General features: G+C 70.9%; 26 protein-coding genes and 2 pseudogenes. 5 read left to right on the plus strand and 23 right to left on the minus strand.

All coding sequences use genetic code 11. The features are described 5' to 3' along the window. Positions 1-11: 11 nt before the first annotated feature. The gene (locus tag A5655_RS24675; protein ID WP_067014965.1) at positions 12-548 is read right to left on the minus strand and encodes a DUF1360 domain-containing protein; all 537 of its coding nucleotides are present in this window, start codon (positions 546-548) and stop codon (positions 12-14) included. Positions 549-645: 97 nt separating this feature from the next. Here A5655_RS24675 and A5655_RS24680 point away from each other — a divergent pair, with 97 nt between their 5' ends. Then, complete coding sequence (locus tag A5655_RS24680; protein ID WP_067014968.1) at positions 646-1,068, plus strand: MarR family winged helix-turn-helix transcriptional regulator; 423 nt, start codon at positions 646-648, stop codon at positions 1,066-1,068. On the opposite strand, the gene A5655_RS24685 is transcribed toward A5655_RS24680, so the two are convergent. From A5655_RS24685 to rpsB, 3 genes are read right to left on the minus strand one after another with little or no spacing between them, the layout of a single operon-like run. Then, entirely contained in the window at positions 1,069-2,484 is a 1,416-nt protein-coding gene (locus tag A5655_RS24685) for an amidase (protein ID WP_067014971.1), read from the minus strand. 30 nt (positions 2,485-2,514) lie between these two features. Continuing rightward, on the minus strand, positions 2,515-3,333 hold the full coding sequence (gene tsf, locus A5655_RS24690; protein ID WP_067014974.1) for a translation elongation factor Ts: 819 nt from the start codon (positions 3,331-3,333) through the stop codon (positions 2,515-2,517). Between the two features lie 11 nt (positions 3,334-3,344). Beyond that, positions 3,345-4,187: a 30S ribosomal protein S2 gene (gene rpsB / locus A5655_RS24695; RefSeq protein WP_067014976.1), complete on the minus strand. Its 843-nt coding sequence runs from the start codon at positions 4,185-4,187 to the stop codon at positions 3,345-3,347. Between the two features lie 270 nt (positions 4,188-4,457). On the opposite strand from rpsB, the pseudogene A5655_RS24700 reads away from it, so the two are divergent. Beyond that, a pseudogene (locus A5655_RS24700) lies at positions 4,458-4,901 on the plus strand (M23 family metallopeptidase); the annotation flags it as partial. Positions 4,902-4,988: 87 nt separating this feature from the next. Here the strand turns inward: A5655_RS24700 and A5655_RS24705 are convergent. The 9 genes from A5655_RS24705 to A5655_RS24745 form a co-directional block, all read right to left on the minus strand. Next, complete coding sequence (locus A5655_RS24705) at positions 4,989-5,879, minus strand: tyrosine recombinase XerC (RefSeq protein WP_067014984.1); 891 nt, start codon at positions 5,877-5,879, stop codon at positions 4,989-4,991. 32 nt (positions 5,880-5,911) lie between these two features. Next, on the minus strand, positions 5,912-7,075 hold the full coding sequence (locus A5655_RS24710) for a lactate 2-monooxygenase (protein WP_067014986.1): 1,164 nt from the start codon (positions 7,073-7,075) through the stop codon (positions 5,912-5,914). A gap of 7 nt (positions 7,076-7,082) precedes the next feature. Continuing rightward, positions 7,083-7,931 (minus strand): siderophore-interacting protein, encoded by an 849-nt coding sequence (locus A5655_RS24715; protein WP_067014991.1) that lies wholly within the window; start codon positions 7,929-7,931, stop codon positions 7,083-7,085. Between the two features lie 31 nt (positions 7,932-7,962). Further along, positions 7,963-9,114, minus strand: coding sequence for a DNA-processing protein DprA (gene dprA / locus A5655_RS24720; protein ID WP_067014993.1), 1,152 nt, complete (start codon positions 9,112-9,114; stop codon positions 7,963-7,965). Then, the gene (locus A5655_RS24725) at positions 9,111-10,622 is read right to left on the minus strand and encodes a YifB family Mg chelatase-like AAA ATPase (RefSeq protein WP_067015001.1); all 1,512 of its coding nucleotides are present in this window, start codon (positions 10,620-10,622) and stop codon (positions 9,111-9,113) included. The genes dprA and A5655_RS24725 overlap by 4 nt, the downstream gene beginning before the upstream one ends. Beyond that, complete coding sequence (locus tag A5655_RS24730) at positions 10,622-10,999, minus strand: YraN family protein (RefSeq protein ID WP_067015002.1); 378 nt, start codon at positions 10,997-10,999, stop codon at positions 10,622-10,624. The genes A5655_RS24725 and A5655_RS24730 overlap by 1 nt, the downstream gene beginning before the upstream one ends. Positions 11,000-11,127: 128 nt before the next feature. Beyond that, entirely contained in the window at positions 11,128-11,301 is a 174-nt protein-coding gene (locus tag A5655_RS24735) for a 5'-phosphate oxidase (protein WP_067015004.1), read from the minus strand. A 4-nt stretch (positions 11,302-11,305) separates the two neighbouring features. Beyond that, the gene (gene fdhD / locus A5655_RS24740) at positions 11,306-12,121 is read right to left on the minus strand and encodes a formate dehydrogenase accessory sulfurtransferase FdhD (RefSeq protein ID WP_067015005.1); all 816 of its coding nucleotides are present in this window, start codon (positions 12,119-12,121) and stop codon (positions 11,306-11,308) included. 38 nt (positions 12,122-12,159) lie between these two features. Next, positions 12,160-13,140 (minus strand): NAD-dependent epimerase/dehydratase family protein, encoded by a 981-nt coding sequence (locus A5655_RS24745; RefSeq protein WP_067015006.1) that lies wholly within the window; start codon positions 13,138-13,140, stop codon positions 12,160-12,162. A 101-nt stretch (positions 13,141-13,241) separates the two neighbouring features. On the opposite strand from A5655_RS24745, the gene A5655_RS24750 reads away from it, so the two are divergent. After that, on the plus strand, positions 13,242-13,982 hold the full coding sequence (locus A5655_RS24750; protein ID WP_067015008.1) for a GAF and ANTAR domain-containing protein: 741 nt from the start codon (positions 13,242-13,244) through the stop codon (positions 13,980-13,982). A 20-nt stretch (positions 13,983-14,002) separates the two neighbouring features. On the opposite strand, the gene A5655_RS24755 is transcribed toward A5655_RS24750, so the two are convergent. From A5655_RS24755 to rplS, 4 genes and pseudogenes are all read right to left on the minus strand, one after another. Beyond that, the gene (locus A5655_RS24755; protein ID WP_003875077.1) at positions 14,003-14,308 is read right to left on the minus strand and encodes a DUF2469 domain-containing protein; all 306 of its coding nucleotides are present in this window, start codon (positions 14,306-14,308) and stop codon (positions 14,003-14,005) included. A gap of 33 nt (positions 14,309-14,341) precedes the next feature. After that, positions 14,342-15,077 (minus strand): annotated as a pseudogene (locus tag A5655_RS24760) (ribonuclease HII); the annotation flags it as partial. A 2-nt stretch (positions 15,078-15,079) separates the two neighbouring features. Further along, entirely contained in the window at positions 15,080-15,940 is an 861-nt protein-coding gene (gene lepB / locus A5655_RS24765) for a signal peptidase I (RefSeq protein ID WP_067015014.1), read from the minus strand. Between the two features lie 48 nt (positions 15,941-15,988). Further along, on the minus strand, positions 15,989-16,330 hold the full coding sequence (rplS, locus tag A5655_RS24770) for a 50S ribosomal protein L19 (protein WP_066930268.1): 342 nt from the start codon (positions 16,328-16,330) through the stop codon (positions 15,989-15,991). Positions 16,331-16,640: 310 nt separating this feature from the next. Between rplS and A5655_RS24775 the strand changes: the two genes are divergently transcribed. Further along, entirely contained in the window at positions 16,641-17,594 is a 954-nt protein-coding gene (locus A5655_RS24775) for a hypothetical protein (protein WP_067015021.1), read from the plus strand. A gap of 5 nt (positions 17,595-17,599) precedes the next feature. On the opposite strand, the gene trmD is transcribed toward A5655_RS24775, so the two are convergent. From trmD to A5655_RS24800, 5 genes are all read right to left on the minus strand, one after another. Further along, a complete protein-coding gene (gene trmD, locus A5655_RS24780; protein ID WP_067015024.1) occupies positions 17,600-18,286 on the minus strand; it encodes a tRNA (guanosine(37)-N1)-methyltransferase TrmD in 687 nt (228 codons plus the stop codon). A 9-nt stretch (positions 18,287-18,295) separates the two neighbouring features. Beyond that, complete coding sequence (gene rimM, locus A5655_RS24785) at positions 18,296-18,811, minus strand: ribosome maturation factor RimM (protein ID WP_067015026.1); 516 nt, start codon at positions 18,809-18,811, stop codon at positions 18,296-18,298. A gap of 7 nt (positions 18,812-18,818) precedes the next feature. Further along, positions 18,819-19,061: an RNA-binding protein gene (locus A5655_RS24790; RefSeq protein ID WP_003878715.1), complete on the minus strand. Its 243-nt coding sequence runs from the start codon at positions 19,059-19,061 to the stop codon at positions 18,819-18,821. Between the two features lie 5 nt (positions 19,062-19,066). Next, positions 19,067-19,603 (minus strand): 30S ribosomal protein S16, encoded by a 537-nt coding sequence (gene rpsP / locus A5655_RS24795; protein ID WP_067015030.1) that lies wholly within the window; start codon positions 19,601-19,603, stop codon positions 19,067-19,069. A gap of 161 nt (positions 19,604-19,764) precedes the next feature. Beyond that, on the minus strand, positions 19,765-20,184 hold the full coding sequence (locus A5655_RS24800) for a nuclear transport factor 2 family protein (protein WP_067015041.1): 420 nt from the start codon (positions 20,182-20,184) through the stop codon (positions 19,765-19,767). A gap of 170 nt (positions 20,185-20,354) precedes the next feature. Here A5655_RS24800 and A5655_RS24805 point away from each other — a divergent pair, with 170 nt between their 5' ends. Continuing rightward, positions 20,355-20,612 carry a hypothetical protein gene (locus A5655_RS24805; protein WP_156765023.1) on the plus strand — a complete coding sequence of 86 codons (258 nt, stop codon included), beginning with the start codon at positions 20,355-20,357 and terminating at the stop codon, positions 20,610-20,612. Positions 20,613-20,616: 4 nt separating this feature from the next. Here the strand turns inward: A5655_RS24805 and A5655_RS29315 are convergent, their stop codons facing one another. Then, a complete protein-coding gene (locus tag A5655_RS29315) occupies positions 20,617-20,823 on the minus strand; it encodes a PE-PGRS family protein (RefSeq protein WP_156765024.1) in 207 nt (68 codons plus the stop codon). Positions 20,824-21,032: the final 209 nt, after the last annotated feature.

Consider the following 21,032-nt stretch of genomic DNA (forward strand, 5'->3'; position numbering starts at 1 on the left):
ACCTCCTCCTGTCAGCCCTCGGTGATCTGCTGCGCCTTGGCGTAGGCCAGCTGCAAGAAGTCGGCGCCCGCCAGCGCGGTGAAGGTGCCCGCGACCAGCCGCGTCAGTCGCGGCGCGAAAATCAGCCCGATGACGAACGCGGTGGCCACCCACATGTCGAGGCAGAACGGGCAGGTCAGCAGCTCGCCCAGGCTGTGGCGCAGCGGGCCGCCGTGCCGGGTTTCCTCCATCACCTCGGCCGGGCCGCCCGACCCGGCGTAGCGCGCGAACGGCGCGCGCAGCGGGCTGGTCACCGCGTCTTTGGAGATGGTGCGCGACAACTTGTGGGTGCCGACGGTGACGGTGACGAGGTCCTGCAGGCTCCAGCGCTGCGGCAGCCTTCGTCCGGTGGCCGCGGCCAAAGCGCCCGTGAGCGCGACCAGCAGGCCGTAGACGCCAAGGACCACCGAGTAGCCCTCCAACGGTCGGGGGTTGTCGCCGCGATACGCGTCGGCCTCGCGCCGCGCGCGCTCGGCCACGCGTTCAGTAACTTCGGTTGCATCGCCCATGGGCGTGGGTTACCCCTTTGAGCCCAGGAAAATCACGACCGGGCCGCACCGGCCAACGTGCGCGTCCGCGTGCCCGGGATATGTCAAGATCGCTGACATGGGTGGTCAGGTTGAAGACGCTCCGCTCGGTTACCTGCTGTACCGGGTGGCAGCCGTGCTGCGGCCGGAGGTTTCCGCGGTGCTCGGTCCGCTGGGCCTGACGCTGCCCGAATTCGTTTGCATGCGCATCCTTTCGATGAACCCGGGCATGTCCAGCGCCGAGCTGTCCCGGCACACCAACGTCACACCGCAGGCGATGAACACCGTGCTGCGCGGGCTGCAGGACGTCGGGGCGGTGGAGCGGCCCACGTCGGTCTCGTCGGGGCGCGCGTTACCGGCGACGCTGACGATTCAGGGCCGCGCGCTGCTGAAGCGCGCCGAAGCCGCGGTCCGGACCGCCGATGCCCGGATCCTGAGCAAGCTGACCGACGCACAGCAGCGCGAGTTCAAGCGCATGCTGGAAAAGCTCGGATCCGACTGATCAGCCGGCGGCCTGGATGCGGGCCCACGGCCGGGCCTCTTCGAGCTCGTAGGCCAGCTCCAGCAGCAGCGCCTCCTGCCCGATGTCGGCCGAAAGCATCATGCCCACCGGCATCCCCTCGGCGGACTGGGCCAGCGGCAGCGAGATCGCCGGCTCACCGGTGACGTTTTGCAGCGGGGTGAAAGAGACCCAGTCGATCAGCCGGTCGATGACCTGGCGATAGTCGGTGGGCGCCAGGTACCCGATGCGGGGCGTCTGGTCGGCGAGGGTGGGCGTCAGCACCGCGTCGTAGGTGCCGAACAGCTGGGCGGTGCGCCTGCGCACCCGGCGCAGGCGCAGGATCGCCAACGGGAGCCGGTGGATGTTGCGGCCGGTGTTGCGCTCCAGTCCCAGCGTCAGGCTGTCGAGCCGGGTGCGGTCGAACGTCTTGCCGAACACGCGCGACCCCATCCGCACCTGCGCCAGCGCCAGGAATCCCCAGTACAGGACGAAATCATCGACAAAACTGGCCGCCCCCGGCGGCTTGTCGAGGTATTCGACGCGGTGGCCGAGTTCCTCGAGCAGGGCGGCGGACTTCAGCGTCAGCTCGCGCACCTGCGGGCTGCACTCGCGAAGGACCGATCGCGTCACCACCGCGATCGTCAGCCGCTGCCTGCCGGGACCGGTCACGTCGCCCACCGGCGCCAGCTTGGGATTGCGCCAGATGCGCTCGGCCTCGCGGTAGAACGCCGCGGTGTCCCGCACCGAGCGGGAGACCACCCCGTTGGCGACGATGCCCACGGGCATCCGGCTCAGGTGGGGGTCCAGCGGCAATCGCCCCCGGGACGGCTTGAGCCCGACCAGCCCGTTGCACGCGGCCGGAATGCGGATCGAGCCGCCGCCGTCGTTGGCGTGCGCCATCGGCACCACGCCCGCGGCGACGAACGCGCCCGAGCCCGACGACGACGCGCCGGCGCTGTAGTCGGTGTCCCACGGGTTGCGGACCGGGCCCAGGCGGGGATGTTCGGCGGACGCGCTGAACCCGAATTCCGACAACTGCGTCTTGCCGACGGGCGCCAACCCGGTGGCCAGGTAGAGCCGGGTGAATTCGCCGTCGGAGGTGGCGTTCCAGGGCGTCCAGGCGTCGGTGCCGTGCATCGTCGGCAGACCCGCGACGTCGACGTTGTCCTTGACGAACGTCGGGACGCCGTCGAAAAACCGCGAGCCGTTCGCGGGGGCGGTCGACGCGGCGGCCCGCGCCTGGTCGAACGCCGCGTACGCCAGACCGTTGAGCGCCGGGTCGACGGCCTCGGTGCGGGCGATGGCGGCCTCGATGACCTCGGCCCTGCCGACCGAACCGGCCCTCAGGGCGTCGGCCAGGCCGACCGCGTCGAGGTCACCGAGGGCATCGTCGCCGAAAGCGTGCACGCGTCGCATGACACGACGCTAGCCGCTCGCGCTCGGTGGCTAGGCCTGGCCCACCTCGAAGCGCACGAACCGCGTCACCGTCACGCCGGCCTCGTCGAGCAGGGCCTTGACGGTCTTCTTGTTGTCGGACACCGACGGCTGCTCGAGCAGCACCGCGTCCTTGAAGAAGCCGTTGAGCCGGCCCTCGACGATCTTGGGCAGCGCCTGCTCCGGCTTGCCCTCGGCCTTGGCGGTCTCCTCGGCGATGCGGCGTTCGCTGGCCACCACGTCCTCGGGCACGTCGTCGCGGGACAGGTAGCGCGCCTTGAGCGCGGCGATCTGCAGCGCGACGGCGTGCGCGGCCTCCTGGCCGTCGGCGCCGCTGTACTCGACCAGCACGCCGACCGCGGGCGGCAGGTCCGCCGCGCGCTTGTGCAGGTAGGTCTCGACGGTGCCGTCGAAGAACGCGACGCGGCGCAGCTCGAGCTTCTCGCCGATCTTGGCCGACAGGTCGGCGATGGCCTGCTCGACCGTGGTGGCGCCGGTGCTGGCCGCCTTCAGGGCGTCGACGTCGGTGGCCTTGGACTCGGCCGCCGCCGCGACGATCTCGTCGGCGAGCTTCTGGAACTCGGCGTTCTTGGCGACGAAGTCGGTCTCGGAGTTGAGCTCGATGAGCGCGCCGCCCTTGGCCGCGACCAAGCCCTCGGCCGTCGCCCGCTCGGCGCGCTTGCCGACGTCCTTGGCGCCCTTGATCCGCAGCGCCTCGACGGCCTTGTCGAAGTCGCCGTCACTCTCGGCCAGCGCGTTCTTGCAGTCCAACATGCCGGCGCCGGTCAGCTCCCGAAGCCGCTTGACGTCGGCAGCGGTGAAATTCGCCATTTCAGCCTTCCCTAGGAGGGGTCAGTGGTTGTTTCGGTTGGGCCCGCAGCGGCGTCGGTGGGGGCTGTGGCGGCCGTTGCTGTCGCCGAGGCCAGCAGCTCCTGCTCCCATTCGGCGAGCGGCTCGGCGGACTCCGCCTCGGGCTTGCCGTCGCCGCGGCCCAGGCCGGCGCGGGCCTGCAGACCCTCGGCGACCGCGGAGGCGATCACCTTGGTCAGCAGCGCGGCCGAGCGGATCGCGTCGTCGTTGCCCGGGATCGGGTAGTCGACCTCGTCGGGGTCGCAGTTGGTGTCCAGGATCGCGATGACCGGGATGCCCAGCTTGCGGGCCTCGCCGACGGCGATGTGCTCCTTGTTGGTGTCCACGACCCAGATCGCCGACGGCACCTTGTTCATGTCGCGGATGCCGCCGAGGCTGCGCTCCAGCTTGTTCTTCTCCCGGGTCAGGCCCAGGATCTCCTTCTTGGTGCGGCCCTCGAAGCCGCCGGTCTGCTCCATCGCCTCGAGCTCCTTGAGGCGCTGCAGGCGCTTGTGCACCGTGGAGAAGTTGGTGAGCATGCCGCCCAGCCAGCGCTGGTTGACGTACGGCATGCCGACGCGGGTGGCCTCGGCCGCGACCGATTCCTGCGCCTGCTTCTTGGTGCCGACGAACAGCACCGACCCACCGTGGGCGACGGTCTCCTTGACGAACTCGTACGCCTTGTCGATGAAGGTCAGCGTCTGCTGCAGGTCGATGATGTAGATGCCGTTGCGGTCGGTGAAGATGAACCGCTTCATCTTGGGGTTCCAGCGACGGGTCTGATGCCCGAAGTGGGTGCCGCTGTCGAGCAGCTGCTTCATGGTTACGACAGCCATTGCCGCCATTCCTTTGTTGTCGGTTGTCGCCCGGCATCGGGTGAGGCCGGGCCCTGGCGCCTGCTGAGATGTCGAACCCTTACTCGGGACCGCTCGGCATCCGGTTGTTGCGCAGACACGCGAAGTCAGCCCGTTTACACGGACCGCGGAATGGAGTTTACACCGTTCAGCCAGGTGCTTTGTCCACAGCGCTGGCTGGCCGGATCGGCGGCGCGGCGCTGAACTGATGCGGTGCGGTGGATGACGCTGGTGCTGATGCTGGGGCTGGTCAGCGCGGTGCCGGCCGTCGCCGACGACGTGCGGCTGGATTGGCCGCTGCGGCCGCCCCCGGCCGTCGCGCGCGGGTTCGACGGCCCCTCACCCGACTGGCGTCCCGGGCATCGGGGCGTTGACCTGCCCGGATCGCCCGGTCAGCCGGTGTACGCCGCGGGCGCGGCGACCGTGGTGTTCGCCGGGGTGCTGGCCGGGCGGCCGGTGGTGTCGCTGGCCCATCCCGGCGGCCTGCGGACCAGCTACGAGCCGGTCCGGGCGGTGGTGCGGGTGGGTCAGGCGGTGACCGCCGAGACGGTGATCGGCTCGCTGGTGCCCGGGCACGCCGGCTGCCGGGCCGCGGCGTGCCTGCACTGGGGCGCGATGTGGGGCCCGGCGTCGCGCGCGGACTACGTGGACCCGCTGGGGCTGTTGAAGGCCACGCCGGTCCGGCTGAAGCCGCTCGACGGGTAGGCCCGCGTGTGAACCTTGGGCGACCCCGCTCGGCGTGTCGTCGCCCAGGGGTCACACCCGAGGTCCCTGGCGCAACACTCAGGCGCGGGGGTGGGCCTGGTCGTGCACGGCGCGCAGCCGGGAGACCGCGACATGGGTGTACAGCTGCGTGGTCGCCAGGCTGGAATGGCCCAGCAACTCCTGGACGACGCGCAGGTCGGCCCCGCCTTCGAGCAGGTGGGTGGCCGCGCTGTGGCGTAGCCCGTGCGGCCCCATGTCGGGGGCGCCGTCCACCGCCGCGACGGTCTGGTGCACGACGGTGCGCGCCTGGCGCACGTCCAGCCGGCCGCCGCGCGCGCCCAGCAGCAACGCGGGCCCGGACTCCGCGGTCACCAGGGCGGGACGACCGTCGGCCAGCCACGCGTGCAGGGCCTCGGCGGCCGGCACCCCGAACGGGGCGCTGCGTTCCTTGTTGCCCTTGCCGAGAACCCGCAGCACCCGAAGCCCGGTGTCCACGTCGTCGACGTCCAGGCCGCACAGCTCGCTCACCCGAATTCCGGTGGCGTACAGCATCTCGACGATCAGCCGGTCCCGCAGGGCCAGCGGATCCCCTTGTTGCGCACCGGATTTCGCGGCCGCCAGGGCCTGCAGCGCCTGATCCCGGCGCAGCACCGACGGCAGGGTGCGATGCGCCTTGGGCACCTGCAGGCGCGCGGCCGGGTCCCCGGTGATCAGGCCGCGCCGCGCCGCCCACGCGGTGAACGCCTTGACCGCCGAGGTGCGGCGGGCCAGCGTGGTGCGGGCCGCGCCCGCGCCGGCGGCCGAGCCCAGCCACGCCCGCAGCACCGGCAGGCTCAGGCTTTCCACGCCGCGGCCGTCCAGGAACGCGAACAGCGAGCGCAGGTCGCCCAGGTACGCCCGGCGGGTGTGCGCCGAGCGGTGGCATTGCAGCGCCAGGTACTCGTCGAACTCCTCGAGGATCGCCTCCACGCCCTTACCGTCGCAGGCGCGGCGGGTTCGGCTCAGCTGACGCGCCGAAGCGTTTCCGGGGTGAGATCTTTGCGCGTCGGATACCCGTCGACGGCCATGATCAGGTCGGCCTCGGCGAGCATCGTGCGCAGCACGTGCACGATCCCGTCGACGCCACCAAGAGCCAGGCCGTAGGCGTACGGGCGGCCGATCCCCACCGCGGTGGCTCCCAGCGCGAGCGCCTTGATGATGTCGGCGCCGCTGCGGATGCCGGAGTCGAAGAGCACGGGCAGCCCGCCGGCCGCCTCGACCACGCCGGGCAGGCAGTCGATCGCCGGCAGGCCGCCGTTGGCCTGCCGGCCGCCGTGGTTGGAGCAGTAGATGCCGTCGACGCCGCCGTCCCGGGCGCGCCGCGCGTCGTCGGGATGGCAGATGCCCTTCACCAGCAGCGGCAGGTCGGTCAGCGAGCGCAGCCAGGGCAGGTCGTCCCAGGTCAGCGCGTTTCCGAAGAGCTGTATCCAGCGCAGCACCGCGCCCTGCGGGTCCTCCTCGGGTGGCCGCGGCAGGCCGGCGCGAAAGACCGGGTCGCTGGTGTAGTTGGCCAGGCAGTGCCCCCGCAGCTGGGGAAAGTTCGACGTGCTCAGGTCGCGGGGGCGCCAGCCCGTCACCCAGGTATCGAGGGTGACGGCGATGCCCTTGAAGCCGGCCGCCTCGGCGCGCCGCACGAGGCTGGCGGCCACGTCCCGATCGGTCGGTGTGTAGAGCTGGAAGAAGCCGGGCGTGTCGCCGAGGGCGGCGGCCACGTCTTCCATCGGATCGACCGTCAAGGTGGAGGCCACCATCGGCACGCCGGTGGCCGCGGCCGCGCGCGCGGTGGCCAGGTCGCCGTGGCCGTCCTGGGCGCAGATGCCGATGACCCCGATGGGCGCCATGAAGACCGGCGACGGCAGGGTCATCCCGAACAGTTCGACGGACAGGTCGCGTTGGGCGGCGCCGACGAACATGCGCGGGATCAAGCCCCAGCCCTCGAATGCCGTGCAGTTGGCCCGCTGCGTGCGCTCGTCGCCGGCCCCGCCCGCGACGTAGGACCAGACCGAGGGCGGCAGCGCCGTGGCCGCCTTGGCCTCCAACTCGGAGAACACCATCGGAAACTGCGGCACCACGCCGGCCAGGCCCTGCAGGTAGATCTCGTTCTGGTAGTCCCCGAAATGCGCCATGCCCGGCTTAAGCCCCCGCCTCCGCCTCGGCCAGCTCCTTCTTCCACTGCCGGAACGTTTCCTCGGTGCGGCCGCGCCGCCAGTACCCCGAGATCGAGGAAGCCCATTGCGCGTCCACGCCGCGCTCCTTGCGGATGTAGGGCCGCAGGTTGTGCATGACGGTTTGCGCCTCGCCGTGGATGAACACGTGCGCCTGCCCGGGCAGCCACTGCGCGGTGGTGACCGCCTCGATCAGCGGCGCGAAGTCACCGGCGCGGTCCTCGGGCACCAGGTCGGCGCGACCGCCGCGGTAGACCCAGCTCACCTCGACGTTGTCCGGTGCGGTCAGCGGGATCTCGTCTTCCTGGCCGGCGACCTCGATGAAGGCCTTGCCAACGGCGTTGGGGGGCAAGGCTTCCAGCGCCGTGGCGATGGCCGGAAGCGCCGACTCGTCGCCGGCCAAGAGGTGCCAATCGGCGGCGGGGTCGGGGGTGTAGGCGCCGCCCGGTCCCATCAGATAGATCGGCTGGCCGGGTTGGGCCGAGGCCGCCCACGTGCCCGCGACCCCGTGCTCGCCGTGCACGACGATGTCGATCGTGAGCTCGCCGGCGGCGACGTCGACGCCGCGCACGGTCATGGTCCGCACCGACGGCTTCTTCTCCGGGGGCAGGTCGGCGAAGCTGTCCAGGGTCAACGGCTGCGGCAACGCCGCCATGTCGACGTCGTCGGTGACGAAGGCCAACTTGACATACGAGTCGGTGAATTTGCTGGGCGCGAAGGTCTCGAAATGACTGCTGCCGAGCACCACCCGGACCATGTGCGGGGTGAGCTGCTCGGTGCGGGTTACTTCGAAGCTTTGTAGAGGTCGACCTGCCACTTATCCTCCTGTCGGACCCGACCCCCGTCGACTATACGAGCCGCGCCGTGGCGGCCCGGGCCGCGCCGGCGCGGACAATCCGCCACCGCCCGTCGTCGCGGCGCGCCAAACCGGCCATCTCGAGCATGGCCAGCGGCCCGAGCACCTGCTCGGGCGCCAGCGCCGACGCGACGGCGAGCTCGTCGACCGTGGCGGCGCCGCGACCGGGCAACGCCTCGTACACCCGGCGCTCGGCGTCGCCCAGCCCGTCGAGCGGCGTGCTGGGCCGCGGCTCTTCGAGCGCCAGCTCTCCGATGCGGCCGACGAGCTCGACGACGTCGTCGGCGCGGGTGACGAGGTGCGCGCCGTTGCGCAACAGCGCGTGACAACCCGCCGACGCCGACGACGTCACGGGTCCGGGCACCGCCGCCACCACCCGGCCGAGCGCCCGCGCCCACGCCGCGGTGTTGGCCGCGCCGCTGCGCAGGCCGGCCTCGACCACCACCGCCGCCCCGGCGACCGCGGCGACCAGCCGGTTGCGGGTGAGGAACCGGTGCCGGGCCGGGCGGACACCGGGCGGGTATTCGGTGAACACCAACCCCTGCTGGCCGATCCGATGCAGCAGCCCGGAATTGCCCGCCGGATAAGGGATGTCGAGCCCGCCGGCAAGCGCGGCCACGGTGATTCCGTCGCCGTTCAGCGCCGAGCGGTGCGCCGCGCCGTCGATGCCGTACGCGCCGCCGGAGACCACCGCCACGTCGCGCTCGACCAGCCCGGCGGCCAGGTCGTCGGCCACCTGCTCGCCGTATACGGTCGACGCCCGCGTTCCGACTACGGCCGCCGCGCGTTGGGCCACCTCGTCGAGGCGCGCCGGGCCCATCGCCCACAACACCATGGGTGGCCCGCCGCGGGCCCTGACCTCGGCATTGCCGAAGGCGGCGAACGCGAGCAGCGGCCACTCGTCGGAGTCGGGCGTGATCAACCGGCCGCCTCGGTCGTCGAGGAAGTCGAGATCGGCCGCGGCGCGGTCGATTTCGCGCCTGGCCTCGGTGTGGCGTGCCAGGTCGGCGTCGACCGATCCGCGCCGGACCCGGTCGGCGGCCTCGACCGGTCCCACGCGTCGCACCAGGGCGGCGAGCGGCGCGCAGGGCGGTTCGGCCACCCGGGACAGGTAGGCCCACGCCCGCTCCACGTGATCGGTCATCGCTGCGCCCCCGGTTGCCTGAAGCTGAGCGCGGTGGCGACTTCCTCGACGCCGGGCATCGGCCGGCCCGCCAGGTCCGCCAGGCTCCACGCGACCCGCAGCGTGCGGTCCAGGCCGCGGATGCTGAGCAGCCCACGGTCCAGCGCCTTTTTCAGCGGGTCCATCGCGGCGTTGCTGGGCCGAAACTTTCGCCGCAACAGCGTTCCGCTCACCTCGGCGTTGGTGCGGAATCCGTGTGGGCGCCACCGCTCGGCGGCCGCGTCGCGCGCCGCCGCCACCCGCCGGCGAACCTGCGCCGTCGACTCGCCGCCGGCGACCGCGATCGCCCCGGCCCGCACCGGATGCATCTGCACCCGCAGGTCGACGCGGTCCATCAGCGGGCCGGACAGCTTGCCCAGGTAACGGCGTTTGGCCGGGGCCGCGCAGACGCAGTCCTGCGGGTCGGCCGGCGCGCACGGGCACGGGTTGGCGGCCAGCACCAGCTGGAAGCGGGCGGGGTAACATGCCACCCCGTCGCGGCGGGCGAGGCGAATCTCCCCGTCTTCCAACGGCGTTCGCAGCGCTTCCAGCGCGCTGACGCTGATCTCTGCGCATTCGTCGAGGAACAACACCCCGCGGTGCGCCCGGCTGACGGCGCCCGGGCGGGCCATCCCCGATCCCCCGCCGACGAGCGCGGCGACGCTGGAGCTGTGGTGCGGCGCCACGAACGGCGGCCGGGTGATCAGGGGCGTGTCCGCCGACAGCAGCCCGACCACAGAGTGAATCGCGGTGACCTCCAGCGACTCGTCGTCCGACAGCGGCGGCAGCAGCCCCGGAAGGCGTTGCGCCAGCATCGTTTTGCCGACCCCGGGCGGTCCGGTGAGCATGAGGTGGTGCGCCCCGGCGGCCGCGACCTCCACCGCGAACCGCGCCTGCGCCTGCCCGACCACGTCGGCCAGATCGGCCGCCGGCTCCGGCTCGGTGACTCCCCCGCTGATCCGGCCGTCCAGGCCGCCGGAGCCACCGAGCCAGCCCTTCAGTTGCCGCAGCGTACGCACGCCCCACACCTCGATCCCGTCGATCAGGCTCGCCTCGGCGAGGTTGTCCACCGGGACGACGACGGCCGGCCAGCCGTCGCGTTTGGCGGCCAGCACGGCCGGCAGCACCCCGCGCACCGGTCGCACCCGGCCGTCCAGCGACAGCTCGCCCAGCAGCACCGTCTTCTCCAGGCGCTCCCACGGGTGTTTGCGCTGCGCCGACAGCACGGCGGCGGCCAGGGCGATGTCGTAGACCGATCCCATCTTCGGCAGCGTCGCCGGCGACAGCGCGAGCGTGAGCCGGGCCTGGGGCCAGTCGTTGCCGCAGTTGGTGACCGCCGCCCGGACCCGGTCGCGCGACTCCTGCAGGGCGGCGTCGGGCAGCCCGACCAGGTGGACGCCCGGCAGGCCATTGGTGATGAATGCCTCGATTTCGACCGTCGCGCCGTCCAACCCGCGCACCGCCACCGAGAACGCCCGCCCCAGCGCCATCAGCCGATGCCCTGCAGGTGGGTGATTTCGGGGGTGCGGCGGCGCCCGACCCGCACGCCGATCACGTCGATGCGCAGCGCCGCCCACCGCGTGTCCTGGCCGGCCAGCCACAGCCCGGCCAGCCGGCGCAGCCGCCACACCTTGCGCGGGGTCACCGCGTACGCCAGCCCGCCGTAGCCGTCCCCGGTGCGGGTCTTCACCTCGACGAAAACCACGGTGCGGGTGGCCTCGTCGGCCGCGATCACGTCCAGCTCGCCGTAGCGGCAGCGCCAGTTGCGGTCCAGGATCCGCAACCCCATCCGGGTCAGGTGATCCACCGCGAGCGCCTCGCCCATCGCGCCCAGCTGGACGCGGGTCATGGTGTGTTCGGTCGTCATGCGGGCCAAGGTGCCCGGCTGCGCTGACACGCGCGGTCCGGTCAGCGGCCTGGAGCCCGGTGCGGCGGGCGGTTATCCCCAGTCCGGCGTCCATCCACAGCCGCGACCGGCGCCGGTTGACCCGGACGCTAGCTCCAGTGCGGGGGCACGTCGTTGCCCGGGCAGTCGGCGGCCCGGCAGTGCACGTCGCGTACCCGCCTGCCGGTCACGTTGCCGTCGCTGTCGTAGGTGTACTCGACCGTGGCCTCGGCCTCGCGCCGGCAGGCGGGGCAGGTCGCCATTTCCGTCTTGAACCGCGACATGGCCCTACCCGATCCGGTCGGCCCGGGTGTAGACGTTCATCGAGTCCTCCCGCAGGAACGCCACCAGCGTGATGCCGGACTCCTCGGCCAGCGACACCGCCAGCGACGACGGCGCGGACACCGCGGCCAGCACGGGAATTCCGGCCAGCACGGCCTTCTGCGTCAGCTCGAACGACGCCCGCCCGCTGACCAGCAGCACGCAGGCCTGCAGCGGAACGCGCCCACGTTCCAGCGCCCAGCCGACGACCTTGTCGACCGCGTTGTGCCGGCCGATGTCCTCGCGGACCACCAGCGGCGTTCCGTCGACGCCGTACAACGCCGCGGCGTGCAGCCCACCGGTGCTGTCGAAAACCTTTTGCGCGGAGCGCAATTGGCCCGGCATCGCCTTGAGCGTGGCCGCGGAAACGGTCGCCGGGTCCGAACCGGGCGAGAAGCGTCCGATCAACCGCACCGCGTCCAGCGACGCCTTGCCGCAGACGCCGCACGACGACGTGGTGTAGAAGTTGCGGGTGACGTCGAGGTCCGGCGGGGCGACCCCGGGAGCCAGCGTGACGTCCAGGACGTTGTACGTGTTCGGGTCGGCGCGGTCGTCGCAGTAGCGGATGGTCCGCACGTCGTCGCGCCCGCCGATAACGCCCTCGGTGAGCAGAAAGCCTTGCGCCAGTTCGAAATCCGAGCCTGGCGTGCGCATCGTCACCGTCACGGGCGCGCCGTTGACACGGATCTCCAGCGGCTCCTCGACGGCCAGGGTTTCGGGCCGGGTGACGGAGCGGTCGGCGGTCAGATGCCGCGCGCGCCGCCGCGCCGTCACGCGGCTCACCAGCCGAACCTCATGCAGCCAAACTACATTGGCCGGCCTCAGACCGCCTCGGCGAGCGCCGCCAGCGTCTCCGCCGACGAGTGGACCGGCCGCCACCCGAGCACGGTCCGGGCCTTGCCGGTGTCCATCACCACCGACGTCCGCGCGGAGTGCAGCCATTCGAGCATGGACGGGACAAAGGGCACCTTGGAAATCGCCGCCGACGCCGCCGAGGCGGCGATCGCGGGAACCCGCACCGGCCGCCCACCAAGCGCCTTGGCCACATCCGACACCGTCACCACCCCGTCGCCGGCGATGTTGTAGGCGCCCGGCGGCGCGGGGGCCGTCGCCGCCAGCGCGATCGCTTCCGCGACGTCGTCGTGGTGGACCAGCTGCAACGGGATACCCGGATCCGGCACGACCGGCTTCAGCACCGGCGCCACCTTGGCGACGGCGCGCACCGGGGCGGGCAGCTGGTTCCAGGGCATCGCGTCGGCCAAAGCCGTCGCGCGGGGCCCGGCGACGATGCACGGCCGCAGCACGAACACCTCCAGCGACGAGCCCTCGGTGATGTCGGCGAGCAGCGCCTCGCACGCGGCCTTCTGCGCCGAGTAGTAGTGCTCGGCGGTTCCCCGCGTCGGCACGTCCTCGGTCAGCGGGACCGGATTGTCGGAGTGGTAGCCGTAGGCCGCCACCGACGAGGTGTACACGAGGCGCCGCGGCCGCTGCGCGGCGACCGTCGCCTCGAACACGTTTCGGGTGCCCTGCAGGTTGATGCGTTCACTCTCGTCGCGCGAGCCCATGATGATGAATGCCAGATGGACCACCACGTCGGCCTGGGCCACCAGGGCGTCGACGGCCTCGCGGTCGGTGATGTCGCCCTGCTGGTAGGTGGTTTTCTGCCAGCCGCACGAAGCCGGGTCGAAGGGCCGGCGCGCCATCCCGATGATCGTCTCCACCGCGGGCTCCCGCTCGAGCGCCGTCACCGCCGCAACACCGATCTCCCCGGTTGGCCCGGTCACCGCCACTGTCAGTCCCACCCGGGTGTGCTTCCCTTCGGAACCGCCTACCAAACCGCGCTCGCGAAAGTCGCCGGCCGATACTCTCGACAAGGGATCACGAGCGGGAACGGGGCAAAAGGGTGGCAGACGACTCGAGTTCGACACCGGGCGGGGACAAGGCCGACCCGGCGACGGTCTTCGCCGCCCTGGCCGAGATCATCTACCAGGGCTCGGACGCCAAACAGATGTACGCGGCCATCTGCATCGCCGCGACCCTGACCGTGCGCGGTTGTGACCACGCCAGCCTGCTGGTGCGCGAAGGCGACCGCTACGTCACGGTCGGCGCCAGCGACCAGGTCGCGCAGCACATCGACGAGATGGAACGGCGTTCCGGCGACGGCCCGTGCGTCGACGCGATCGAGGAGGAGACCCCCCAGATCGACCCCGACCTGACCACGCCGTCGCTGTGGCCCAGGCTCGCCAAGGTCCTCATCGAGGAGACGCCGGTGCGCGGGGCCATGGGCTTTCGCCTCCTCGTCGACAAGCGCAAGGGGGCCGCGCTCAACCTGTTCAGCGACAGTCCCAACGTGTTCGACGCCGAATCCGCGGGCCGGGCGGCGGTGCTGGCGTCGTTCGCCAGCGTGGCCATCAACGCGGTCGCGAAGGGCGAGGACGCCGCGAGCCTGCGCCGGGGGCTGATGAGCAATCGCGAGACCGGCAAGGCGGTCGGCATGTTGATGCTTTTGCACGACATGTCCGAAGACCAGGCGTTCGACCTGCTGCGCCGGCATTCCCAGGCGCTGAACATCAAGCTCGCCGATGTGGCGCGCGCCGTCATCGAGAATCGCGGCCAATTGCCGGCCAACGGCGAAACGGCTTAACCCCGGGACTTAACCCCGGACTACTCCGGCAGCCGCAACTCGGGCTTCTCGACCTCTTCGATGTTGACGTCCTTGAAGGTGACCACGCGCACCTGCTTGACGAAGCGGGCCGGCCGGTACATGTCCCACACCCACGCGTCGGACAGCCGCAGCTCGAAGTACACCTCGCCGTCGGCGTTGCGCGGCGTCATCTCGACACTGTTGGCCAGGTAGAAGCGCCGCTCGGTTTCCACGACGTAGCTGAACTGGCCGACGATGTCCTTGTATTCGCGGTACAGCGAGAGCTCCATCTCGGTTTCGTACTTTTCGAGATCTTCTGCACTCATCTGCTCAGACGTCCCTCTCCCTGACGTGGGAACCTGGTCCCATCTTTCCTCACCGGCATCCGCCAGGCTCGGCCGGAGGGTCCGGTTTGCACTCCGCCACCACGCGCGCACCGGATCCGGTCGCCACGCGCCGGACGTTGATGAACGAATAGCGGTGCTGGGCGCAGGGGCCTAGCTCGGTCAGCGCCGTCGAATGTGCCGGCGTGCTGTAGCCCTTGTGGTCGGCGAAGCCGTAGCCGGGGTGATCGGCGTCCATCGCGACCATCAGCCGGTCGCGGCTGACTTTGGCCAGCACGCTGGCCGCGGCGATGCACGCCGCCACGGCGTCCCCGCCGATCACCGGCAGCGACGGCATCGGCAGGCCGGGCACCCGGAAGCCGTCGCTGAGCACGTAACCCGGGCGCACCGAAAGGCCGGCCACCGCGCGCCGCATGCCCTCGATGTTGGCCACGTGCACCCCGCGCCGGTCCACCTCCTCCGGCGGGATGAAGACCACGTGGTACGCCAGGGCGTAGCGGCGGATCAAGGGGAACAGCCTCTCCCGCGCCTTTTCGGTGAGCTTCTTCGAGTCATCAAGGGCCGCAAGGCTTTCCAGTCGGCTCGGGCCGAGCACGCAGGCCGCCACCACCAGCGGGCCGGCGCAGGCGCCGCGGCCCACCTCGTCGACGCCGGCCACCGGCCCGAGGCCGCTGCGATACAGCGCCGACTCCAGGGTGCGCAATCCGGACGATTTGCGGATGACGGTCCGCGGCGGCCACGTGGTGGCCATCGCTACTGACTCTGCTGGGGGTTCACCGACCCGACGCCACCCCACCGCGACGGCGGCCACACGATGAATTGGGCCTTGCCGATGACGTTGGCGACCGGCACGGTTCCCGAATTCGGGTCACCGGTGCACAGGATGCCCTTGAGGGCTTCGGTCGGGACGCTGGTGCAGTGGGCCCGGGAATCCGCCGAGTGGGTCCGGTTGTCCCCCATCACCCACAGCCGGCCCGCCGGGACGGCGACGGGCCCGAACTCGCTGCCCAGGCAGGGGTACTTCGACGGGTCGGCCATCATCGTGTTCGGATCGAGATACGGCTCCTTGAGCGGCTTGCCGTCGACGGTCAGCCCCGTCTCGGCTCGGCACTGCACGGTCTGCCCGCCCACCGCGATGACCCGCTTGACCAGGTCGTTCTCGTCGGGCGGCACGAAACCGATGAACGACAGCGCGTTCTGCACCCAGCGCAACACGGTGTTGTTCGACCGGATCGACTTGTAGCCGGCGTTCCACGACGGCGGGCCCTTGAAGACGATCACGTCACCGGGGTGCGGCTGACCGAACCGGTAACTCAGCTTGTCGACCATGATCCGGTCGCCGACGCAGCCCGTGCACCCGTGCAGCGTGGGCTCCATCGATTCCGACGGGATCAGGTAGGGGCGGGCGACGAACGTCAGCATGACGTAGTAGAGGACCACGGCGATCACCGCGAGAAGCGCGAGCTCGCGCAGCGTGGACTTCTTCTTGGGCTCCGGCTCGTCCGCCGCGGGCGGCGAGGCTTCGGCGGGCGCGTCGGGGTCGGCGGTGGAGACCTTCGGCTCTGGCTGACCGGCGTCGGGCTGGCGCTCGGGTGAGTCCGGGGTATCGGTCACGAGATCAGCGTAGCCAGCTCGGTTTGTGGGCCGATAAACCGCGCCCGGTCAGCGCTTTTCCTTGATCTTTGCCTTCTTGCCGCGCAGCTCACGCAGGTAGTACAGCTTGGCGCGGCGGACGTCGCCACGGGTCACCACCTCGATATGGTCGATGTTCGGCGAGTGCACCGGGAAGGTCCGCTCGACGCCGACGCCGTAGCTCTCCTTGCGCACGGTGAACGTCTCGCGGATGCCTCCGCCCTGCCGGCGGATCACCACGCCCTTGAACACCTGGATACGCTCCTTGGCGCCCTCGATGACCTTGACGTGCACGTTGATGGTGTCGCCCGGGCTAAAGGCCGGGATGTCGTCGCGCAGCGACGTCTGGTCGACGAAGTCCAGCCGGTTCATCGTAGGAACACTCTTCCTTGCGGTCGCGGCCTGCGACGGCTGCCCACACGCGGGCGTGGGGCGGTCATCAAGCCGATGGTTTTCGGGCTTTTAGTGCGCATCTCGCAGCCGCCGGGAAACGGCCCGGCCCGCTGACGGGTTCGAGACAACTGAACAATTGTGCCAGACGGCCCGCGTGCATTGAAAATCACAGGTAAACCTCGCGGTTCTAAGCACCCCAAAGACGCTGGTGAGTGGTACACATGATTCGGGCCGAAACGGCCCCGCCACGTGCGCGTTTAACGTCCGCGCAGACCGAGGAGACCGACGCATGCGCACCCGCCCGCTCGCCGTGCTCGCCGCCGTGGCGGCGGTGACGCTGGTGCTGGCCGGGTGCGACGAGGCGTTGGTCGAGCCGCAGGGCCAGGGAAAGCCCTCCATCCCCGGGCACGGCCAGCCCGTTCGGCAGTCCCAACCACAGCCGGAGACGGTTCAGCTGCTGTTGGACACCCTGCCGATGCACGGGCCGCCGGAGGCGCTGTCCGGCACGGTGTTCGGCGGCCTGCCGGCGCGGATCCAGCGGGCCATCGACGAGGCGGCCGGCGCCGGGGCCACGCTGTCGGTCGCCGTCCTGGACCGCAAGACGCATGAGCTGGTCTCCAACGGCAACAGCCAAATCGTCGGCACCGCGTCGGTGGCCAAGCTCTTCATCGCCGACGATCTGTTGCTGGCCGAGTCCCAGGGCAGGGCCGCCCTGTCCCCCGACGACCGCCAGGCCCTGGACGTCATGTTGCAGTCGTCCGACGACGGCGCGGCCGAAAAGTTCTGGGGCCAGGGCGGCGGCGACAACATCATCACCCAGGTCGCGGGCCGGTACGGGCTGTCCTCCACCACGCCGCCCAGCGACGGGCGCTGGTGGAACACCATGAGCTCGCTGAGCGACCTGATCCACTACTACGACGCGCTGCTCGACGGGTCGGGCGGGCTGCCGACCGAGCGGGCCGCGGTCATCGTCAACGATCTGGCCCGGTCCACGCCGACCGGAGTCGACGGCTACCCGCAGCGGTTCGGCATCCCAGACGGCCTGTTCGCCGAGCCGGTGGCGGTCAAGCAGGGCTGGATGTGCTGCATCGGCGCCGACTGGGTGCACCTGTCGACCGGCGTGATCGGCGCCGACCACCGCTACGTGATGGTGGTCCAGTCGCTACAGCCGTCCGACGACGCCACCGCGCGCCAGACGATCACCCAGGCCGTCAAGACGATATTCCCCAACGGCCGGATCTGACGGGCTCAGCCCAATAGGTCGGGGCGGCGCTCGCGGGTGCGCTGCAGCGAAACCTCGCGGCGCCAGGCCGCGATTCGCGCGTGGTCACCGGACAGCAGCACCTCGGGGACGTCGAGCCCGCGCCAACTCGGCGGGCGGGTGTAGCTGGGCCCCTCCAGCAGCCGGTTCAGCGCGGGCGAGTGCGAATCGTCCTGTAGCGACGCGGGATTGCCCAGCACCCCGGCGATCAGCCGCAGCACCGCTTCGATCATCACCACGGCCGCCGACTCCCCGCCGGGCAGCACGTAGTCCCCGATGGAGACCTCCTCGACCCGCATCCGTCGGGCGGCGTCCTCGATGACCCGCTGGTCGATGCCCTCGTAACGCCCGCAGGCGAACACCAGGTGCCGCTCGGTGGTCCAGCGCTGGGCGGTCGCCTGCGTGAACAACGCGCCAGCCGGCGTCGGAACCACCAAAAGCGTTTCACCCGAACAGGTCTCGTCCAGGGCGTCGCCCCAGACCGGGGCCTTCATCACCATCCCGGGGCCGCCGCCGTAGGGTGCGTCGTCCACCGAATGGTGCACGTCGTGGGTCCACCGGCGCAGGTCGTGCACGTGCAGGTCGACCAGCCCCGACGCAATCGCCTTGCCCGGCAACGACTGTCGCAGGGGATCCAGGTACGCCGGGAAAATCGTGATGACGTCTATTCGCACGACTGCCCCCTACAGCTCCAGCAGGCCGTCGGGCGGATCGATCACGATCAACCCGTCGTCCAGTGACACCGACGTGACGATCGCGCCGACGAACGGCACCAGCACCTCGCCGGAATCGCGCCGCACCGCCAATAATTCGCCGGCCGCGGTGTGCAGCACCTCGGCGACGACTCCGACGTCGAGCCCCGCCGTCGTGCGGACGGCAAGCCCTTCGAGCTGGTGGTCGTAGTAGGTGTCCGGCTCGTCGATCGGCGGCAGCTCGTCGGAGTCGACGACGAACAAACTGCCGCGCAGCGCGTCGGCGGCGTCGCGGTCCTCCACCCCGGCCAATCGCACCAGCAGCCGGCCGCCGTGCTCGCGCGCCTGGTCGACGACGACGGTGCGCTCCTCGCCGGTACGGGAGTTCTTGGCGCGCAACGTGTTACCCGGGGCGAACCGCGCCGCGGGATCGTCGGTGCGGATTTCCACGACCACCTCGCCGCCGATGCCGTGCGCCTTGACCACGCGCCCGACCGTTAACTCCACGGGAGCGCTACTGGTCGGTGTCCACCACGTCGACGCGGATGCCGCGGCCGCCGATGCCGGCGACCAGCGTGCGCAACGCGGTCGCGGTGCGTCCGCCGCGACCGATCACCTTGCCCAGGTCGTCGGGATGGACGTGCACCTCCACGGTGCGCCCACGCCGGCTGGTGACCATGTCCACCCGGACATCGTCGGGATTGTCGACGATCCCGCGGACCAGATGCTCGACAGCGTCGACGACGACGGTGCTCACCTCGGTCAGCCTTCCTGGGCCGGCTCGGACTGCTCGGACTGCTCGCCGCCCTCGGCCGGCGCGGCCTCGGCGGCCGGCTCCGCGGCGGCGGCGGGCTCGGCCGCCTCTTCAGCCGCCGCCTCAGGCGCCTCGGCCGCCTTGGCGGCCTTCTTGGCCGGGGCCTTCTTCTTCGGCTTGGCCGCCTCGGTGGTGGGCGCGCCGTCGGCCTCGGCCAGCGCGGCGTTGAACAGCTCCAGCTTGGACGGCTTGGGCGGCCTGGTCTGCAGGCTGCCCTCGGCGCCCGGCAGCCCCTTGAACTTCTGCCAGTCACCGGTGATCTTCAACAGCTTGAGGACCGGCTCGGTCGGCTGGGCCCCCACCGAAAGCCAGTACTGGGCGCGCTCGGAGTTGATCTCGATCAGGCTCGGGTCTTCCTTCGGGTGATACCGGCCGATGACCTCGATCGAGCGGCCGTCGCGGCGGGTCCGGGCGTCGGCGACGGCGATGCGGTACTGGGGATTGCGGATCTTGCCAAGCCGGGTCAGCTTGATTTTGACAGCCATGGTTAAGCGACTTCTCCTGTATGTGTCACGCTGCAATTCAGCGACCCGGGCGGGATGCCGGGGTCCGGTTTTGCCTCGCGTGTATGACCGCCACACGGCCTTGGTCGCGCGGCGGACAGCCGCCCATTGTGCCAGAACAGGGCCGCCCGCCAGAAATCCCGCTACATGACCTTCTGGAAGGTCTTGGTCTCCACCCGCCGCGTCATCCGCCAACCCTCGGGGGTGCGGACGAACTCGTCGTCGTACCACAGGCCGCAGAACAGGATCTGGTCATTGTCGCCGCCGAGCACCATCGGGTTGAAGCAGATGACGCGCGATGAGGCCTTGTCGCCGTCGATGTTCACCGAGAAGTTGCCGAGCATGTGCGCGTAGACCGGAAAGTTCGGCAGCACCTCGGACAGCCATTTCTTGACCTCCGGATAGTGGCCCTCGATGCCCCCGAGGGCGGTGTAGTCGATGTAGGCGTCGGCCGTGAAGACCTTGTCCAGGTCGTCGAAGCGGCGGTTGTCGATGGCGGTGGAGTAGTCCACCAGCAGCTGCTGGATCTCTAGGCGGTCGGATATTTCGGCCAGGCTCAACATGCATCGATTGAACACTGCGACGAATCCGCGGTTGGGATCGGTAGCGCCGCGGGCGGTGTGCACTTGGCGCAGGACCGCCAGCAACGAAGGAGCCCGACATGAGCCAAGCGCGGCAATTTTCCCGTTTTCGCAGGACACCAGCGGCCGCCGAGGGGAATAATCCCGTGGGTATGAAAGCAACGATCGCGGGATTAGCAACGGCGCTGCTGATGTTCGGCGGCGCGGGGCTGGTCGCGCCCTCCGCCCAGGCCGCCCCGTGCCCGGCCGGGAAATCCTGCCAGCACTGGTGCCCCGGTGACGTCCTTCCCGCGGGCCGGCCCGTCCCGTGGGACGGCAACATCTGCCATGACTACTACTGGGACTACTACGGCGTGCACGACATCGGCGACGGGGCGAACTACTCCTGGCGCGACATGCCCTGGCACTGACGCCTTAGCCGGGCTGTCCTGGCTGTCCGCTGGTGCCGTCGCCGCCGGGGCCGGTGCCGCCTTGGCCGCCGGCGCCGCCGTGACCGGCAGGGCCGATCAGCCCCGGGCCGCCGCCGTCTCCGCCGGTACCGCCGTTTCCGCCGTGGCCGGTCGGGGAGTTGCCGCCGGCCCCGCCGGTACCGCCGTCACCGCCGAACCCGATTCCGATCACCTCGCCGCCGGCGCCGGCCGCCCCGCCGGCCCCACCGGTGTCCCCGGTACCGGGTGCGCTGCCCGTGACCGTCCCGGAGTCGCCGCCGGTGCCGCCGGCGCCGCCATGGCCGGCGACGCCGAACTCGATGGCCCCGCCGCGCGAACAGGTCGGTGACGGGCACTGGCCAACCGTACGGCCGCGGGCCGGCTAGACCTGTTGGTCGTGGC

The organism is Mycobacterium sp. 1081908.1 (assembly GCF_001673535.1).
GTDB lineage: Bacteria > Actinomycetota > Actinomycetes > Mycobacteriales > Mycobacteriaceae > Mycobacterium.

What these genes read in the sequence shown, in the direction of transcription:
- A5655_RS24675 (WP_067014965.1), bottom strand. Translation starts at nt 548, where the DNA reads ATGGGCGATGCAACCGAAGTTACTGAACGCGTGGCCGAGCGCGCGCGG.
- A5655_RS24680 (WP_067014968.1), top strand. Translation starts at nt 646, where the DNA reads ATGGGTGGTCAGGTTGAAGACGCTCCGCTCGGTTACCTGCTGTACCGG.
- A5655_RS24685 (WP_067014971.1), bottom strand. Translation starts at nt 2,484, where the DNA reads ATGCGACGCGTGCACGCTTTCGGCGACGATGCCCTCGGTGACCTCGAC.
- tsf (WP_067014974.1), bottom strand. Translation starts at nt 3,333, where the DNA reads ATGGCGAATTTCACCGCTGCCGACGTCAAGCGGCTTCGGGAGCTGACC.
- rpsB (WP_067014976.1), bottom strand. Translation starts at nt 4,187, where the DNA reads ATGGCTGTCGTAACCATGAAGCAGCTGCTCGACAGCGGCACCCACTTC.
- A5655_RS24710 (WP_067014986.1), bottom strand. Translation starts at nt 7,075, where the DNA reads ATGGCGCATTTCGGGGACTACCAGAACGAGATCTACCTGCAGGGCCTG.
- dprA (WP_067014993.1), bottom strand. Translation starts at nt 9,114, where the DNA reads ATGACCGATCACGTGGAGCGGGCGTGGGCCTACCTGTCCCGGGTGGCC.
- A5655_RS24725 (WP_067015001.1), bottom strand. Translation starts at nt 10,622, where the DNA reads ATGGCGCTGGGGCGGGCGTTCTCGGTGGCGGTGCGCGGGTTGGACGGC.
- A5655_RS24730 (WP_067015002.1), bottom strand. Translation starts at nt 10,999, where the DNA reads ATGACGACCGAACACACCATGACCCGCGTCCAGCTGGGCGCGATGGGC.
- A5655_RS24735 (WP_067015004.1), bottom strand. Translation starts at nt 11,301, where the DNA reads ATGTCGCGGTTCAAGACGGAAATGGCGACCTGCCCCGCCTGCCGGCGC.
- A5655_RS24755 (WP_003875077.1), bottom strand. Translation starts at nt 14,308, where the DNA reads ATGAGTGCAGAAGATCTCGAAAAGTACGAAACCGAGATGGAGCTCTCG.
- rplS (WP_066930268.1), bottom strand. Translation starts at nt 16,330, where the DNA reads ATGAACCGGCTGGACTTCGTCGACCAGACGTCGCTGCGCGACGACATC.
- A5655_RS24775 (WP_067015021.1), top strand. Translation starts at nt 16,641, where the DNA reads ATGCGCACCCGCCCGCTCGCCGTGCTCGCCGCCGTGGCGGCGGTGACG.
- rpsP (WP_067015030.1), bottom strand. Translation starts at nt 19,603, where the DNA reads ATGGCTGTCAAAATCAAGCTGACCCGGCTTGGCAAGATCCGCAATCCC.
- A5655_RS24800 (WP_067015041.1), bottom strand. Translation starts at nt 20,184, where the DNA reads ATGTTGAGCCTGGCCGAAATATCCGACCGCCTAGAGATCCAGCAGCTG.
- A5655_RS24805 (WP_156765023.1), top strand. Translation starts at nt 20,355, where the DNA reads ATGAAAGCAACGATCGCGGGATTAGCAACGGCGCTGCTGATGTTCGGC.